This is a genomic window from Robbsia betulipollinis (genome assembly GCF_026624755.1).
GTDB classification, from domain to species: domain Bacteria; phylum Pseudomonadota; class Gammaproteobacteria; order Burkholderiales; family Burkholderiaceae; genus Robbsia; species Robbsia betulipollinis.
In genome coordinates this window covers 1,911,996-1,928,041 of the sequence record NZ_JAPMXC010000001.1, presented here as the reverse complement: position 1 = coordinate 1,928,041, position 16,046 = coordinate 1,911,996, and the positions used below count along the sequence as shown (strand labels likewise).

Genomic DNA, 16,046 nt, shown 5'->3' with positions numbered 1-16,046 from the left:
TCCTCAGCCCTTGCGCACGAACTGAATCGCGGCAACGATGTTCTTGTACGCGCCGCAGCGGCACAGATTGCCGCTCATCGACTCTTTTACATCGGCGTCGGCATGGCCGCACGGCTCGTGCACCAGCGCCGCCGCGGACATGATCTGACCGGACGTACAGTAGCCGCACTGATAGCCGTCGTGGTCGATGAAGGCCTGCTGCATCGGGTGCAGATTGCCGGGCTGGCCGAGACCCTCGATCGTCGTGACCGCGTCGCCCTCGTGCATCACCGCGAAGCTCATGCAGGAATTCACCCGGCGCCCGTTGACATGGACGGTGCAGGCGCCGCACTGGCCATGGTCGCAGCCTTTCTTGGTGCCGGTCAGCGCCAGGGTCTCGCGCAGCGCATCGAGCAGGCTGGTGCGCACATCCACCTGCACCGATACCTGCCGGCCATTGACGGTGAACTGTACCGGTACGCTGCCTTCGGCGACGGGCGCGGGGGCGGCGGTGATGGCCGGCGCTTCATGAGGCAACGGCGGCGCGGTGGGCGCGTCGGCGCCGCGGGCCAGACCGGAGACGGAGACCCCGCTCACACCCGCCCAGGTCAGAAAGGAGCGCCGGTTCAGGCGCACGCCCGCCGAGTCGTCGTCGCGCTCGGCCGTGGAAGTGGTGTCGTTCGACATTTTTGTCCTGTGGGAAAGAGAAGATGGCCCGTTCTGGCGCGGGCTCGATCCGTAAGAAGACGCAAGAATCATTCCGAAACCGTGCTTTCCAAAAAAAATCTCGCCACGCAGGCGTGATAGGCTCTTGCGCGCGACCGGAGGACGGCTCATTCGAGAGAAAGCGTCCAGCGGGCGCGATGACCGACAACCCCCGCAGGCCCGTCATGACCCTCGACTTTTTCCTTCGCCTGATCGCCGCCTTCGGCTGCGGCATCGTCATCGGCCTGGAGCGCCAGTGGCGCCAGCGCACCGCCGGCTTGCGCACCGTCACGCTCGTGACCAGCGGCGCCTGTCTGTTCGTGACGCTGGGCGTGCTGACCGGCAACGGCGTCGCGGGCGTTACCCAGATCGCCGCCTACGTGGTCTCGGGCGTCGGCTTCCTGGGCGGGGGCGTGATCATGCGCGAGAAAGGCACGATCCAGGGCATCAACACCGCCGCGACGCTCTGGTGTTCCGCGGCCGTCGGGGTGCTGTGCGGCGCCGGCCACTACGGCCCGGCACTGGGCGGCACCCTGGTCGTGCTGCTGACCAACACGCTGTTGCGCAGCGTCAGCCACATCATCAACGCGTCGCCGGTTTCGACCGCCGACCTGGTCCGCTCCTATGTGCTGACGGTGATCTGCCGGGAAGAAGACGAAATTCACATGCGCGCGCTGCTGTCGAACGCGATGTCGTCTTCGCCGCTGTCGTTCCAGTCGCTGACCAGCAAGGATGCGGACGAAGCGCGCGAACGCGTCGAAGTGCAGGCGGTCGTCGCGCTGCATCCGAAGGACCAGCCGAAGCTGGAGCGCCTGGCGAGCCGCATCAGCATGGAGAAAGGGGTGTCGAGCGTGGGGTGGGAGGGATTGAAGACGGAGCCGGCGGTGGAGTGAAAGCGGCACTGCGCTTTTCCGGGCAGCAACTGTTGAAACGCTGGCGCCCTGTCCAGGGCCGCGAGCTTATCGATCGCTGCCATCCTGTTCATATCGACTTCTTCGGTTTCATATGAAGACAAGTACAATCATGCCCTGACAAAAGATAGGGTTGATGTGCACTTATGGGGCGTATCCGACATCTCCCCCATTGCACCGCATGAAAATAAAAAACCCCATAGCCTCAAAGGGTTATGGGGTTCATCGGCTTCCCGGCGCCTGATACGCCCTAGAACGGAATGTCGTCATCCATTTCGTCGAACCCGCCACTCGACCGGCCCGCGCCGCCGCCGTTACCGGCATTCCCGCCGCCGTTGCCACCACCATTTCCGCCGCCGGCCGGCGCACGCGATGCGCCGCCGCTGCGACCGCCGCCGCTGTTCTCGCGCTGCTGGTAACCACCGCCGCCACCGCCGCCACCGCTGCTTTCGCGCTGATAGCCGCCTTCATCGCCGCCGCCCATGCCGCCACCGCCGCCACCCGCGCCGCCGCGGCCGCCCAACATCTGCATCTGCTCGCCGACGATCTCGGTCGAATATTTTTCCTGCCCGGACTGATCGGTCCACTTGCGCGTGCGGATCCGCCCCTCGACATACACCGAGGAGCCCTTCTTCAGGTATTCGCCGGCGACCTCGGCCAGACGGCCGAAGAACGACACCCGGTGCCATTCGGTGGATTCCTTCATCTCACCGCTGGCCTTGTCCTTGTAGCGGTCCGTCGTCGCGAGACGCAGATTGGTCACGGCATCCCCGCTCGGGAGGTACCGCGTTTCGGGATCGGCGCCGAGGTTGCCGACGAGAATCACTTTGTTGACCGATGCCATGGTGGCTCCTGTAGATTCGGTTCTGCTTCGATTTCTGCGCTTCTGCCCCGCGTCCGCCGCATGTCACCGCGGCGCCCACGTCCACGCCGGGGCAACCGGGACGCTCCGGCGCGGCATCAGACAGGCTGGCGGACCGGCGGCGCCTTCATCCGGCTCGCGATTATAAGCCAGACGAAAACCAGCGCCGACGCGCCGTAAAACACCGCGTGCGGGCCGCTCGTCTTCGACAGCCAGCCGCCGATCGCTCCGCCGGAGAACAGGCCCAGCGCCTGCAAGGTGTTGTAGACCCCCATCGCGGCGCCCTTGCGGGGCCCGGGCGAGAGTTTGGACACCATCGACGGCTGCGACGCCTCCAGCACGTTGAAGCCGGTGAAATACACCAGCAGCACGAGCGCGATAACCCATAGCATACCGGGCAACGCGGCCAGCGCAAGCTGGCCGATCAGCACCAGGGCAATGGCGCCGAGCATGACGCCTTTCATCCTGCCGCGCTTCTCCGCGACGATGATCGCCGGCACCATCAGCACGAAGGACAGGCCCATCACCGGCAGGTAAACCCGCCAGTGCGAGGCGACCGGCAGCCCGGCCAGTTCCAGCATGTGCGGCAGCACCACGAACAGCGCGGTCTGCGTGGCGTGCAGCGCATAGACGCCGAAATTCATGCGCAGCAGTTCCGGATTGTGCAGGACCTCGGAGAACGGCGAGCGCACCACCGGCGGCCCGGTGGGCGCGTCGGGCACGACCCAGATGACCACGGCGATGGCCAGCACCGCCAGCACGCCGATCGCCGAGAACAGCCCGCTCATGCCGATCCACCGAAACACCACGGGCGCAAGGATGATCGCCACGCCGAACGAGACGCCGATGCTGCCGCCCACCATCGCCATCGCCTTGGTCCGGTTGCCCTCGGTGGTCAGATCGGCGATGAAGGCGGTGATGGCCGAGGAAATCGCGCCGGCGCCCTGAATCGCGCGGCCGATGATGATCCAGGTCATGTCGTGCGCGAGCGCGGCGATGGCGCTGCCCAGCGCGAACACGACAAGGCCGGCGATGATCACCGGTTTGCGGCCGATCCGGTCGGACAACCAGCCGTAGGGAATATAGAACAGCGACTGCGTCAGACCGTAGATGCCGATCGCCAGACCGACCGCCGCGGCGTTGTCGCCGCCGGGAATGGTCTTCGCATAGATCGAGAAGACCGGCATGATCATGAACAGGCCGAGCATGCGCAGCGCGAAGATGGCCGCCAGCGACAACGTCGCGCGCAGCTCCAGCCCGCTCATGCGCGACGAGGAAGCGTGAGAGTGTGACATCGAATTCCGCAATGATATCGGGGCGAGATGCCGGCCGGCCGCGTGTTCACGCTCCGTGCCGGCACGCCGGGCGGGTTGGCGCCTGGCTGACGCCCGAAGGCTGCGCGCCGGCAGCGGTTCCGTCAGGCGGGCAGGCCGTTGGCAACCCGGTCGGCAACCCGACTGGTGCGGGGTCCCGAAACGGGACCCGTTCACGCGCACCGGGCCGGGACCCCGCGCCACGCCCACCGCGCTAGTCCGATCCCTTGGTATCGCACGGTGGAAAAGCCGCTATGTTAGCAGGTTTATCCCTTTCGAGACTCCGCGATACCGCTCAAGGCGCCTGGTTGGTGGAGGGACTGAACAGCACCTTCAGCTTGCCGTCGTAATACCCCGCCTGCTTGTCTTTTTGCTTGAATGCGGGTGTATGCAAATGAAGAGACCATGGAACGCAGACCACCGGACCGGTCACGCCGGGCAGAGCCACCTGCCGGACCTGCGCGCCTGGCGAAACGGTGAAATCGTGCGCCGCTCCCGAGGCAAGCGGAAGTTCGGGTGCGGACGGATCACCGGGACTCGACGCGAACACTTGGTAAGTAATTTTCGAACGGTCGCCGGCGCCGAGGTTTCCTGGATTTCGCGCGGTGACGAAAAAGTCGCCGTCATTCGCGTCCGGATTGATCGCCGTCAACGTGAATTTGGTGCTGTCGCTGTTGTACCCATCATAAAGACAAGACTCGATCGTCGCGTCGCCGCTCTCGGTCGCGTCCGGTTTCGCGAAGGGACTGGCCACCAGTCGCAAATCGACCGTGGGCTTCGCGCTGCTCATATTGGGCAAATACATCTGCATATTTTTTACATCTGTCATTTTTATCCGAAGGAAAAGCGTATCCCACTGTATCCAGACAAGTTTTCTCTGCACGAACTTATATTGGTGCAGTTGCAGGGTTGCAGTCCAGATGCCGCCATAGGGTAGTGCCGAGGCCGCGTCGGCGAGACTGAGATAGTACTTTGTATCCCCGGAATCGAGGGAGCAGTCCCCTATGACATTGATCTTCGTATCCATGCCGTCGGAACTGCATTGCGAGCTCGACGCTTCCGACACATACCGGCGGTAAAGATTGAGATTCACCACCGCGAGGGCCCCCGAGCGCTGCTCGGTGAAAGTCAGTTTCAGAGGCGTCTGTCCCGGTTCCGCTTTTTCGCCGAACGCCCCCGGATTCGTGTCACATGCGCCAAAAGTTGGAGAGGTATCGGAACCGCACACCATCCCGGTATATCTGCTTTTATCCTCCTCGCTCCCACCGTATATCACGGAGGTTGCTACAAACCCGTTCGATTTATCGAAAGCGTAATCGAAATTGTGGTAATAAGCATAAACGTCGCTCCCCCAAAATAAAAATATCGCAAGCAATATGCAGTTGGAAAGGAAATGCCATCGCTTTGAAAATTGATATCTCATTTCATTTGTCTCGTAAAATGCGTGTCGCCATTGGATGGCGATGCAGTCCGATGAAAAACCGGCGCGCGTGCCGTGACGCCGAACATTCAACCGTCGTCCCGCGAAACGCGTGTCGCTGTTTCCTTGCTGGCCGCCGCCAGGTTTTTCGACACCGGAACGTGATGCTTCGCGAGCATTTTGATGACCTGCGCGTCGTTCCGAACGTCGCGCGGCAGCGCCGACGACAGGATCGGCGTGCAATGCACGGTGTGTGCATTGAAGAGCGATTGGCGCGATGGCGTCGAGGGCATCATGCATTCGAATAATGCATTTCCCAACAGAACATCGAGCGCCTTCAATCGATGGTGAAAGTCTGCGGCGAACGTGCCGTCGTCATTGATTTCAACGAAATCGCCAGCCAGAATGATGCCGTTCGCGAGATCGCTCTTGTCACCCGCCGTCAATCTTCCGACATAGGTATAGGTGAATTGCGCCGTCGCGAACTGGCGACCCACGTGGCCCGGCACCATGAACCATGTCCGTTTCCCGAGCCCCTCCTTCACGGAAGCGACGCCCGCACCCTGCCTGGCATCGGGATCCTCGATATCGACGTCCACGGGCCGGTATGCCGACTGCGGAAGAAATGCACTCTCGCCGATGCGCATGTTTTGCGAGGCCACGCCATCACCCCGCACCCTCGCCACCGTCTGCGACGAGGCCGCGTGGTCGCCCTTCATCGATACGATGACGGCCGCCATGGGATTGGCGTCTCCGGAATCGTCCCCGATGAGGACGCCCGCCGGCGACAACGCGACCGTGCCGGAATACGTTCCGCTGAAAGCGGGGAGCGCCGCGCCGGTGCGGGCATCGTAATGGTCGCTGAGACCGACATCGATACTCCCGTCCCGTCCTTCCGCCCTGCCGGTGACGGCGGCGTCGATATCACCACGTTGATCGACGGACATGCTCGTTCCCGCCGATGCACGCAGCGCGCCCTGCGGCCGGATGGTCCCGGACATTCCCATCTGATTCTGCACCCCCTGCGGTGTGCTTTCGAGGCTGTATGTCAACGCGCCATCGAAATTCATCGCCCCGTCCGCGCTCCCCGACGGGGCGGCATGATGCAGCTGAAGTGACAGATAGGCCCCTCTGTCGTCATGGCGATTGACTCGCCGAAAGTACAGACTGGCGTCCGTATCGATATCGAGATTGCGCCATTCGAAGACGTGCGATACCGATAACTGCACGGTGGACGAGCGGCTTCGTCTATGCACCCATGCATGACGCAAGGCAGTCGCGGGAAAGTACTGCGGGCGATACCGGCCGTCCTCGGGGTCGACTACCGCGCTGGAGCCGGGCATCAGGTCCCCGTACAGCCATTCGGAACTGGCATGCGTCAATCCGACACGCACGTCCCACCCATACAGCGCGTGCGATACAGAGGCCGTCACATCCGATTCACACGATGACGCCCGCGACGCGCTGCAATCGCTCGAACCGGTATTCGTCCAGGCAAGCAACGCGGAATAGGGTCCGCTCCAGTCGAGGCTCTCCGCGTTCCCGTGCGAGCCGTCGTTGCCCGCGAAAATCGCTGCGCTGATGTCCGCCGTGCCCGCGGCGAACTGGCGCTGCCAATCCAGGCGTCCCTCGCTGTAGATCGCGCCGGCCTGGCCCGCCACGCCGAAAGTCACGCTGGTATCGCTGCTCAGCGACAGCTTGATCCCGCCGGACATTACCTGTCCAGGCGTCGCGCGTGAATAGCCGTCGGAACCGGATTTTCCCGCCTGCACGAACCACTGAAATGCGCCGGGCGTGCCAAGCCCGCCGTCGACCCGCGAAAACGGTTGGGTTTCGGTACGGACTTCGCGTCCGTTCTCGACGACGCGCAACGTCAAAAGATAGGTCCCGGGCGGAAATGCCTGGGTATCGATCTGATGAATCCCGGACCGAAAATAGCTGCTCGATAGCAGTTGCGCGCCGCGATATGCGTCGACGCGCGCGTTTTGAGACAGCAAGATGGTGACGGGAGTGCGTTTGCTTTCCGAATCGGGATTGACATACGCTTGTGTCGTGCCGATCCGTATCCCGTCCATACGCGGCAGGGGCAGCATCGAAAACGCGAACGTGCCTCCGAACTGCGTCGACAAATCCCGCGCATCCATCCGGCCCGCCTGTAGATACAGACGGCGGCCGATATCGTAACGATAATAGAGGTTGCTGACATCCGCCGACGTCTGCTGCCCCCATTCGCTCCCATTGTATGAAAAAGTATAATCGGACGCGATGAAACTGCTATCGGTCGCGCCCAGAACCGCGTGCGCGTTCAGACTCGCGCTTCGGTATCCGGACGATCCCGCAATGACCACGGAATTGCGCTGGATGAAGGCTCGCGACGTATCCGGGGAAACGCTGAAACGTTCCGGATGTGCGGGACCGTCCGACGCGAGCCATGATTTTGAAATGAATATGTCGGCCTGTTCCTCCGATTCGTCGTAGATGATATCGATACTTTTCGTATCGATGTAGTCGCACCCGGCAACGTCCTGCCCTTGCAAGCCACAGACCAGATCGCTATGGCGTGCCATCGGGTTCTCCAGACGCCGCAGCAGCAACGTCCGATCCTTTTCGTCGATGCCCTTTTTCAGCGGCAATGCTGCCAGGATGCCCGCCGGATTCGAGAACACGATGTCTTTGGCGGTTACGCGCGCATCGAACAGGCCCAGACGTCTGCCTCCGACGCGTACTTCGATACGCGCCGACTCACCAATGGCAGCGAGGTTCTCGAACCCTGGGGGCACCCGGTCCGCCGGTGCCTGCGCCGCCGTTGCACGCAGCGGTGCAACCGATTCCAGTAATAGTAATCCCCAGACGGCGATGCAAGACACCGAACGCATAATATTGCTCCTTTTACGACGGCGTCTGCTGCTGCAACATCACCGTCACCGTCCCCTTGTAGGCTCCTTGCGGGATGGCGGCGGTGGGCCACGTCGGGGAAAAGTTGAAATCGATCGCCGCGGTATCGCCTGTCGAGAACAGCGTCTTTGTCTGAAACACCGTTTCCGCCTGGGTCAACGGCACGCCATTCATCTTCACCGTCAGCGGAATCTGATTGGTACCGCTAAACAGCACGGGGGTGTACGGAACCGACGCGACGATATTGTTGGCGGTGTCGTTGGTGGCGAGGATAGCGTCGACATCGGCCGGTGCCAGCGATTTCTTGAGCAGGCTGTAGGCCATCGTGACGTTTGGATCCAGCGCGCTTCCATCGAGCGCCGTCAGTTGCAGCATCGTATTGACGTTCGCGGTAACGTAGAACAACTGCGTGATACTCGATCCGCCCACGTCCTTTCCGCTGGCAAACGCCGGCGCGCAGACCGCCATCGCAAGCGCGCCGATGATTTTTGTGACTTTCATTTTTTTTCCTTTCAGTTGTCGTGTTTTACAGCACGCATATCGCGTACTGGCTGGGGCGACGGGCCCCGAGCTTCGTTGCGCACCTGACCATCCGGTGTCTTGTATTCGATTCTGAATGTATCGCCGGGCCGATCCGGCCTTGCATCGAGGCCCAATTTTTCACCGACGTATACGATGTGTTTGACGCTTTGCCACCGACAGCTGTTCGCATCGGTCTCCGATGCGCAGTAGGCGACCTTGTCGACGCCCAAATGGACATTGCCGTCGTTGGCCAAAACGCCGTGTACCCGATCGATCGACCATGCCGGCGCGGAGACGGCGGGAGCGACCGTCACCAGCGGCGCCCATACAATCGAAAGGCCGACCGAGGTGGATATGCCGCTGGCCGGATGATCGACGCCGGCCGTGGGCGCGGCAACCGGCTTGATCGCGACGCGATAGAGCGTTTCCTTATTGGGCGAACCCTCGACGATCAATCGCACCACATGTACCTGGCGAGGCTCGAGAATCAATCGCTGCGGCGATGCCACCAGGGTCGGTTCGTCGACGGGAGAGACCGGCACGTTTTTCTCGTGATCCGTTCCGGGATGCGTGACTCGCATGACCGAAACCTGGATATATTGCGTGACATCGGAACGTGACAGTATCTTCAGTTCTCCCAATCCATTGTCTTTGGCTGAAATCGTCGACATCATCGGGTAGACTTCGACGGCGGCATACGCGGGCGTCAGAAAAGACAGAAGCAGCGCACATGCGAGAGTGCTTCGGAATAATTTCATCTGATTTTTAGATAAGCAAGGATAGAGAGCAGCATCTGTGTGCGGCGAAAGCGGAGTGCACGCAGCGGGAAGGCCAAATAGTAGTTCGATCGGCCGCCCGCGCTAATGGGTGAAGCCCGCGATGTGCATGGGCGCACGCCCAAAAGCGCTTGATGATGCGGTTCAGCCCGCATGTATATCCCATGGCGGCAGACGCATCACGGCCAGGAATATCGGTCGAGTGCCCTGCGCGCCACACCGATGTTCCCGTATAGGACGCTCGCACCCCATACCGTACGGTCGATTTTCTTGTACTGGTGGAAGGACGACCATCAACCGCCGGAAGGTGGTTGCCTTGGTGTGAAGCGCACCGTCATGCGCCTGGGAACCGTGGCCGCGAGACGGCGAATGCCTAGCCACCCTGTGCGGCGCCTTGGAAGAAGGAGGCGTCTTCTGTGAAATCGCGCCGCCCGGAACGCGGCCTCGCCTGGCCGATGCGTTCGGAACGAAGCGCGCCAAACGCGATGCATCGATGTTCTAGCGCGGCGGAATAGCGTCGAATTTCTTCAATTCCACGATGTCGCGAAAAAACACTTCATAGGATGGAGCATTGTTCATGATGACGTATGATTTTAATTTCAATTCCGATTCGAAAAACGAATAAAAATCCTTCGGAACCGCTTTGCCATATATTCTGCAATAGTTGTTTATCAAGTGCCGAAGGTCTTCCCCGATCCTTCCAGCCTTCAGATTCGCATGAAATTCCTTCATCATGTCCGCCGCGCTTTTCGCCCGTCCGGTCGACGTGCGTGTGAAGTACATGTAATCCTGCGTGCAGGACGAAAAGTGCGTGCACTCGTGAAAAAAGGTTTCCCCGAGGTGATGCGTTTGATAACGACGATACGCCACCGGATGTTCGATATTGGTCATCTGCGATTTTTCCGCGTATATCACCATGATCGATTTGTCGGAACTGTATGTCGCGGCAAACGGCATTTCATTGAGGTGATCCGCGCTCAGCAGGGTGAAGAATTCATTTCCGTCTCCTTGCCGGGCGACGTCCCCCTTGGATGTGACGAACCATAGGTCCTCGAAATTTCCTTCCGTAAGCTTTTCCAGGTATTTCTCGGTTCTTACCGCCACCTCCTTCAATCTCGACAACACGCTGTAGATCAGGGAATCGTCCATGCTGTTGAACAGCCTGGAAAAATATTCAATGATGTGGTTTTTAAATACAACTCCCATCGCGCTTTGCCGCTCGATTTGCTCGAACATCGACCTCATTTTCGACAGGTTTTCCCGCGTGTATTCTATGTGCGATTTGGCCATGATTTTGGATTCCACGATATTGGCCGGATCATCACTCTGCACCGTCAAACCGCGCGCAATGATATATTCCGTGGCACGGTAAACCTTGCTGATTTCATCGTAGACATAACTTTTCCTTTCTTCCTCGCTGTCCTTGGCGATCGATGAGGCCCGTCTATCCAGCGCGTGGGATATCGCCGGGTAGACAAACTCGCCCGGGTCCCTGCTCTCCGCGGCGGCGACCCTCGACGTCTCGTGGATCGCAGGTCGTACGTCCACGCCCTCGCGGCCCGCGACACCTGCCGAATTCGCCGCGGCCGCCGCGCCGGTTCCGCTCGCGCCGGCCGAGCCGGACGCCATGGCCGCGCCAGCTCCGATCCCGACCCCAACCCCGCCTCCGATCACGATTCCGGTCGCGGCGCCGATATCGGTATCGATACCGTCATCGACCAGGTCGACCGCATCGTCCACGCCCAGGACATCTTTCAGCGCCGCCTCCGCATCTTGATCGGCCGTTGTCGTCCGGTTCAGCGAGGAGAAAGGAATCGTCATGTTCCCCGGATCGGATTCGAGGGTCGCTTCGGAGAACTCGGGTTGCATAGTTTTTTCCCGATCCTCCACGCAAGAAGCGATGAACGAGCCATTGAAACTGGCCTCCACCCCGAAAATCCTGTTGTCGGGTGCAATATCCTTTAGGATATTTTTCAGAATGACCGGATGCACGCGGGTGGCGCCGATACCTTCGCACAGATCTATCAAATCAGGGATGATCAGGGCATGCGCCATCGACAGCGATATAAGCGTTTTACCGAAATCCGTTTCCGGTTCATTCAGGGAAGCAAGCAAACCCGATATTTCAAACGCGCTCAAATCGCGCAGGAACCCGGAATGTCCGATTTCTCCGCTGACTTTCGAATAAATGTTGAACAGATTGATACTGACATTTTCAAAAATCAGTTTTTGCAGAACGTGAGAACGAGACAAAGTGAAGGATTCACTGAAAATCGATCCGGCATTTCGCAAGATTATTCTGGTTTCGCGACTCAATCTGGATTTACAATCTTTTTTACTCAGACACACCAGAACGCTTCGTATTTCTTCCGCGATGCGCTCGATTCCCCCGGCACCCAGAATTTCTCGTACCGCCGCGCTCATGTCGGTCAGGCTGCCGGTGCCAGACTCCGGTTGGAAATTCAGGTCATGGTAATGTGTGTCGATCGGCGTCAGACTCGTTTTTGGATAAAGAAACTTCAAAACATTCAGGCAATGGGATTGCAGATCGCACAGCCCCGGACTTCGAAGCATATTTTTATTGTTTAATTTCTTTAAAATATAGTCGACTTTTACCTTGAGAACGGATATGAAATTTTCGACTCCAATTTTTTCATTCGAATTCTCCGCTTCCGTCCCGGAAATTGCATTCCTCAGAACAATATGAAAATATCTATTGTAGAAATTTCGGTCCATGGTGAGTTTCACCATGTCAACGACCAGCTTGGGAGTGAATTCCTCGTTCGTCACGTCGTCGTAGCCAAGCCTTTTTTCGCTCACGAAGCGCGAATCGCCGTCCACCCAGGTGTCAAGCGACGACGACACTTGAGCCTGCCACATCGACCGCTTTTCTGGAACGGGCAAAATCGCAAGAGTGTTGGTCGAAACAAATTTTCGGGCAGCTTCCGTTTTTTCCTTTTTCAAATCAAGCAATACGTCATTCAGAACCGAAGGATCGGTCAAATTGTACAAGCCATTTTCCGACAATCCCACCAGGTCGGGAATAATTGTGCCGCATGCTATCAGACAAGATATGTACGATATATCTTTGTTCGATGAAAAATCATCGCGGCCTTTCAAAGAAGCGCATATGGAACGGTAATTCAATTTTCTCGAAAATTCCGGCGCATCAATGCCTCTATGAAAATCCTTATCCATTTTATTCAACCTTCGCGCGACATTTTTGATCACGATGGCTTGCAATGAACCCGAATTTTTCAAAGAAGAAATTTCGGAGAATACACGTCGGGCATGTCCCACGATTATCTCTGCCCTGGCGCTGATTGCCGGATCACAGCTTTCTCTCATCAAACAAATCAGAGCGCTCCTCAGCTCGTGGCGAAGCTTTTCTGCTTCAAAGACGTCAAGCGCATCGAATGCCTCGCTATTCAAATCTCGTGCAACCGAACCCTGTCCGGGAAGACTTCCATCAACGATCGGGTCGTTTAATATTTTAAATATTGAAAAACATCTTTGTTTTAAATCGCATAATCCCGGGCTGCCAGTCAACTTCATCTTTTCCAGGGAATCCAATATGTATCGAAAATGTTTTTTCAACGAATTTATAAATGCACCCTCTTCGATTCGTCCGTTGGAAGAAATTTTCGTGGCATTATGAACCACCTCCTCGAAGATAACCCTTATGTAGTCGTCGTAATATTTTTTATCTGGAATTGATATCATCACATCAAAAACCGATTTCGGAGAAATCAACCTGTTTATCAAAACATCGTATTCCATATTATTTACATTGATGAAAACAATATGATTACCCTGGTTTCTTTCATTCGGCTTTTCCGGGCTCCCTTCCAAGGCTGCCGGCATTGGCAAATGCTCTGGCGCAAATGACGCGGATTGTTCCATAGCGGAGTCTTCCCGCGCCGGGAGACTATCCCGGTGAATCCTCCTTTTTTCGTCGACTTCCGGTTCGTCGCTTCTTCCTGTCCAGGCTTGCCAAACGGAACGAGCGGCGTAAAAACCGACCACCCCTCCCAAAACCAGTCCCATCGTTCCCGTCAATCGGATAGGCAGCGATGTCAGCGAGCCATTCCTCGCGGACATCGCATCGGAAAATGCTTCCGCTTTACTTTTCAGCGCCCCGCCTTGCGTGAGAATTTGCTGAAGCTCGACATCATGAACGCTCTGCGTGCCCTTGTCGAAAAAAGAAAGATCCGCCACGCGCGGCCATCGATAAATGGTGCGATGCGGCATCCCTTCACCCGATCCGGCAACATTGGTTTTGGATGACTGCGAGACGGAGACAAGATGGTCCGGCAGCGATGCGCTTCGCAACGGATGTTTCTCTTCCGTCTCGACACTTATCGTATCGGTTTCACCGAAATCGGGAGAAAAAAGCGAATGCTCATTGGACGTCACGTGCATAAAAGATGATCTCGGTTGGACAGCGGAACAGGGTGGCTGGTAGGCGCGAATCACGCTGCCCGGCTCGCCTGTGTAGTTGTCGCCCGTTGCAAAAGGGAAATCGGACGAATCAGACGACGGCACTCGTGGAACTGGAAAACGCCGCAGTTTCGGCATGGTCGATTATTTTTTCTCGAAACGCCCGGCACCACCTGAACACGTACCGCGCTTTCGTTAAGTATTACACATCAATCGACAATGATTTATCGGGCATCGACCCTTCCCCGAGAAATCGCCCGAGCGGCGTATAGCGATTTTCAACGATTCAGTCGCATTTGTCTAATTCCGTTTGCACCTTCGGCCCGCTTTCGACTCCATCGATGGCGCGGTACGATGCAAGATATCGATATTCAAATTTCCTAATTGATTGGCAATGACCGTTTTTTGATAGACTCGACAAACCCCATCATTCGGTAATGTCGATTCCGGAAAAAAGGGAGCTGCGAAATGAAATCCACGTATGACGTCACAAGCGCGCCTCATCCGGATCGCGAAGGCTTCGCTCCGATCCCGCGCCAGAGCGAGGCCAGAAGCGATCATGGCGCGGAAACATCCACGATACGACGCCGCGACGGGCGCGACGGTGAAACGTTCCCCGAACGGATAGATGCCATCCGCAATGCCCACCCTGGAACGCAAACGCTGAACACGTCGGCGGCCGAGCGGAATGGGACGTTCGCTGCTGACCTGCGCGGGGTGCTGGTTTCGTCGTCCAACCACCGCTACGGACGACGATACGGCCTCGACGGGACCGGAACGCCCGCCTCGATGCCAAGGACGACGCGGCACCGGTTGCAGACGATCCTGGAGCAAGGCCTGAGCGGACGGCGTGACTTGTCTGCCGGCGCTGCAATGGCCCGGGCACCACGTCCGGACCTACGGCAGAATACCGTGTCATTGCCACCGCCGCCGCCTCCACCACCACCGCCGCGGGATAGTTCCGAAGCGTCGTCCGCGCCGGTGCATGGCGACGCGACGGAAGTCGCCGGCCTTCGCATGCGGGAAACTCGCGAACCCGGTGCGAGCGAACACCGAGGCTCGTTCATATCGTCATCCGTGATGCTGCTGGATTTGCCGCAAGAGGATCTCGATGCCATTGCCGAGCGAGCGGACGCCGGCTCGCTCGTCGCGTTGTACGATGTCAACCGCAGAATGCGCGACACGGTGGAAAGCGTCCTCAGACGCAAATGGCCAATCGAAAGGCGCGAGCGTGAAACGGTACGCGCGGCGCTGGCCGACGAGGCCAAAATCATCCGGTTCTTCGCCGATCACGGTTTCAAGATCGACGACGTCATGATCAACGGTCGTACGCTGCTGGCCGAATCGCTCCATCATGACCTGAGCCGCGATACGTATGCCGTCCTTCTCGACATGACCACCGAACTCAATGGCCGCATCATCAAGGAGCCGTCCGATTTACTCCCGGATTTTCTTCTGGACCGGCCCATTCTCGAAGCGGCCATTCGCTACCGCAACAAGCACGCGGTGGAGGCCATCGTGACGTGCGTACGCCACGCCATTCCGTCCCAGAAATGCGACGAACCGGGATATGTCGCGCTGGCGGCGGAATACAACGATCTGGACACGATGCGGTACCTGATAGAGTCGGGAAAATTCAGCGTGAACGACAGGCGATTCGGCTTCACCGCGCTACAGACGCAGTTGGCGGATCTTTCCGGCGACGGCGTGGACGTGGTTCGCTATCTGCTGTCGAGAGACGACATCGCGCTCGACGATCCGTCCCTCGTCAATGACGTTTTCCCGAAAAACCCTGGCAGGTTTGCCCTGCTTGTCGAGGATCCACGCATCGATATCAATGCCGTCGAATACTATGACACTGTCCATCATGTCGCGCACACGCCGCTGACCGCCGCGATCTATACGATGTGCACGTTGGCGGACAACCGAAACTTCGACGTTTTGATTCAATGCGAGCGCGTGGATGTCAGCAAGCCCATTCTCTGCGCGGATGATCGCTGGAGAACGCCGGAGCAATATCTTCGCCATTGTCATCAAAACAATACGCGCGACGTCCACGATCGAATCAGCGTTGCGTTGCGACGGCACCCCCGCTACGTGAATCGCCGAGCCGCCATCGCCCCGTCGCACTCCGGGAACGCGTCCGCTGGAGAAACGGGTGGATCGCGCTGATGGGGGCGGCATGCGACGGATGACCGTTTTCTGGGCGCGCCCCGGCTCCAG

10 protein-coding genes are annotated in these 16,046 nt (G+C 58.5%); 2 read left to right on the top strand and 8 right to left on the bottom strand.

Annotation, left to right across the window (positions count from 1 at the left end; translation table 11 throughout):
- Window positions 1-3 precede the first annotated feature (3 nt).
- Complete coding sequence (locus OVY01_RS08370) at window positions 4-666, bottom strand: (2Fe-2S)-binding protein (RefSeq protein ID WP_267847000.1); 663 nt, start codon at window positions 664-666, stop codon at window positions 4-6.
- A gap of 203 nt (window positions 667-869) precedes the next feature.
- Between OVY01_RS08370 and OVY01_RS08365 the strand changes: the two genes are divergently transcribed.
- Window positions 870-1,577, top strand: a complete 708-nt coding sequence (locus OVY01_RS08365) for an MgtC/SapB family protein (protein WP_267846999.1) — start codon at window positions 870-872, stop codon at window positions 1,575-1,577.
- A 268-nt stretch (window positions 1,578-1,845) separates the two neighbouring features.
- Here the strand turns inward: OVY01_RS08365 and ssb are convergent, their stop codons facing one another.
- The 7 genes from ssb to OVY01_RS08330 all read right to left on the bottom strand — a co-directional run bounded on the left by ssb (window position 1,846) and on the right by OVY01_RS08330 (window position 13,961).
- The gene (gene ssb, locus OVY01_RS08360; RefSeq protein ID WP_267846998.1) at window positions 1,846-2,439 is read right to left on the bottom strand and encodes a single-stranded DNA-binding protein; all 594 of its coding nucleotides are present in this window, start codon (window positions 2,437-2,439) and stop codon (window positions 1,846-1,848) included.
- 116 nt (window positions 2,440-2,555) lie between these two features.
- The gene (locus OVY01_RS08355) at window positions 2,556-3,752 is read right to left on the bottom strand and encodes an MFS transporter (protein WP_267846997.1); all 1,197 of its coding nucleotides are present in this window, start codon (window positions 3,750-3,752) and stop codon (window positions 2,556-2,558) included.
- Window positions 3,753-4,065: 313 nt separating this feature from the next.
- Window positions 4,066-5,193, bottom strand: coding sequence for a CblD like pilus biogenesis initiator family protein (locus OVY01_RS08350; RefSeq protein WP_267846996.1), 1,128 nt, complete (start codon window positions 5,191-5,193; stop codon window positions 4,066-4,068).
- Between the two features lie 86 nt (window positions 5,194-5,279).
- The gene (locus tag OVY01_RS08345) at window positions 5,280-8,066 is read right to left on the bottom strand and encodes a TcfC E-set like domain-containing protein (RefSeq protein WP_267846995.1); all 2,787 of its coding nucleotides are present in this window, start codon (window positions 8,064-8,066) and stop codon (window positions 5,280-5,282) included.
- Window positions 8,067-8,079: 13 nt separating this feature from the next.
- Window positions 8,080-8,586, bottom strand: a complete 507-nt coding sequence (locus OVY01_RS08340) for a CS1 type fimbrial major subunit (RefSeq protein ID WP_267846994.1) — start codon at window positions 8,584-8,586, stop codon at window positions 8,080-8,082.
- A gap of 11 nt (window positions 8,587-8,597) precedes the next feature.
- Window positions 8,598-9,281 (bottom strand): hypothetical protein, encoded by a 684-nt coding sequence (locus OVY01_RS08335; RefSeq protein ID WP_267846993.1) that lies wholly within the window; start codon window positions 9,279-9,281, stop codon window positions 8,598-8,600.
- 600 nt (window positions 9,282-9,881) lie between these two features.
- Window positions 9,882-13,961 (bottom strand): hypothetical protein, encoded by a 4,080-nt coding sequence (locus tag OVY01_RS08330; RefSeq protein WP_267846992.1) that lies wholly within the window; start codon window positions 13,959-13,961, stop codon window positions 9,882-9,884.
- Window positions 13,962-14,291: 330 nt separating this feature from the next.
- Here OVY01_RS08330 and OVY01_RS08325 point away from each other — a divergent pair, with 330 nt between their 5' ends.
- Entirely contained in the window at window positions 14,292-15,995 is a 1,704-nt protein-coding gene (locus tag OVY01_RS08325; RefSeq protein ID WP_267846991.1) for an ankyrin repeat domain-containing protein, read from the top strand.
- Window positions 15,996-16,046 lie beyond the last annotated feature (51 nt).

Coding starts and splice junctions, on each gene's coding strand:
- OVY01_RS08370 (WP_267847000.1), bottom strand. CDS start 666: ATGTCGAACGACACCACTTCCACGGCCGAGCGCGACGACGACTCGGCG.
- OVY01_RS08365 (WP_267846999.1), top strand. CDS start 870: ATGACCCTCGACTTTTTCCTTCGCCTGATCGCCGCCTTCGGCTGCGGC.
- ssb (WP_267846998.1), bottom strand. CDS start 2,439: ATGGCATCGGTCAACAAAGTGATTCTCGTCGGCAACCTCGGCGCCGAT.
- OVY01_RS08355 (WP_267846997.1), bottom strand. CDS start 3,752: ATGTCACACTCTCACGCTTCCTCGTCGCGCATGAGCGGGCTGGAGCTG.
- OVY01_RS08350 (WP_267846996.1), bottom strand. CDS start 5,193: ATGAGATATCAATTTTCAAAGCGATGGCATTTCCTTTCCAACTGCATA.
- OVY01_RS08345 (WP_267846995.1), bottom strand. CDS start 8,066: ATGCGTTCGGTGTCTTGCATCGCCGTCTGGGGATTACTATTACTGGAA.
- OVY01_RS08340 (WP_267846994.1), bottom strand. CDS start 8,586: ATGAAAGTCACAAAAATCATCGGCGCGCTTGCGATGGCGGTCTGCGCG.
- OVY01_RS08335 (WP_267846993.1), bottom strand. CDS start 9,281: ATGATGTCGACGATTTCAGCCAAAGACAATGGATTGGGAGAACTGAAG.
- OVY01_RS08330 (WP_267846992.1), bottom strand. CDS start 13,961: ATGCCGAAACTGCGGCGTTTTCCAGTTCCACGAGTGCCGTCGTCTGAT.
- OVY01_RS08325 (WP_267846991.1), top strand. CDS start 14,292: ATGAAATCCACGTATGACGTCACAAGCGCGCCTCATCCGGATCGCGAA.